2 protein-coding genes are annotated in these 1,139 nt (G+C 69.4%); both read left to right on the top strand.

The window, feature by feature from the left end; translation table 11 throughout:
- Positions 1–352: PucR family transcriptional regulator (locus G6017_RS14485; RefSeq protein WP_182617987.1), on the top strand; the 352-nt coding region annotated here is incomplete at its 5' end.
- Between the two features lie 155 nt (positions 353–507).
- The coding region (locus G6017_RS16965; protein WP_347238021.1) for an ACP S-malonyltransferase at positions 508–1,139 on the top strand (632 nt) is incomplete at its 3' end.

Here is a 1,139-nt window from a genome sequence, read left to right as displayed (position 1 = left end):
CGCGACCGGGTGGCCCGGCGCCCCCCGCCCGGTGGCGGCGATCGACCTGTTGCCGGAGCGGGTCCTGGGCGGGGACCGCGGGGCGGCGGGGATGCTGGTGGAGCGGATCGTCACCCCGCTCCGGGGCGCCGATCCGTCCCTGGAGGAGACCCTGAGGGCCTACCTGGACTCGGGTGGTCACGTGGAGGCGTGTGCGCGCGGGTTGTATGTCCATCCCAACACCGTGCGGTATCGCCTCAAACGAGTGAGCCAGATCACCGAGTTCGACCCGCTTGACGCGAGGGAGGCTTTTGTCCTCCGGATAGCCCTCGTCCTCGGCAAGTTCGCCGAACGAAGCCCTCAGGACAGCTAAACAATCACTCTCGTCACACCCTGTAACGAAAACTCCACTCACAGAGATGTCGACCCACTCAACACCGGATTTGTGGGAACCCCACAAAATCCGGCCGGTGTTTCTGGTTACGAGAACATCATCCGAGGGGGGGCAACACGTGTTGTCTGATACTCGTGCTTTGCCTCACCGCCCCCGGACAAGGGTCCCAGAAAGCCGGAATGCTCGCGCCATGGCTCGAGCTACCCGGCGCCTCGGCCCGCCTCGACGAGTGGTCCGCCTCGAGTGGACTCGATCTCGAACGCCTGGGCACCACCGCGACCCTGCAGGAGATCACCGACACCGCGGTCACCCAACCGCTGGTGGTCGCCTCCGCGTTGCTCGGAACCGCAGAGCTCCGTCGACGGGGCCAGGTGCCCGCCGATACGATCGTCGCCGGGCACTCCATCGGTGAGGTCGCGGCGCTCGCGATCGCCGGTGTGGTCTCGGAGGCGGACGCGCTCCGCCTGGCGTCGGTCCGGGGCGCCGCGATGTCACGGGCCTGTGCCGACCGGCCGACCGGGATGATCGCCGTCCTGGGAGGGGTCGAGGCCGACGTCCTGCTCGCCCTGGAGAACGCCGGCCTGGAGCCCGCCAACCGCAACGGCGCCGGGCAGATCGTGGCCGCCGGCCCGCTCGAGACGTGTGACGCGCTCGAGCAGAACCCTCCGAGCCGCGCCCGCCTGCGCCGCCTCGACGTGGCCGGGGCGTTCCACACGCGGCACATGGGGTCCGCCGTCGAGAGGTTCCGCGCCCTCGCGGACACGAT

The sequence above is a fragment of the Dietzia sp. B44 genome, assembly GCF_014145245.1.
GTDB classification, from domain to species: domain Bacteria; phylum Actinomycetota; class Actinomycetes; order Mycobacteriales; family Mycobacteriaceae; genus Dietzia; species Dietzia natronolimnaea.
Note: the sequence above shows the minus strand (reverse complement) of the source record. Positions and strands in the feature narration are given on the sequence as shown.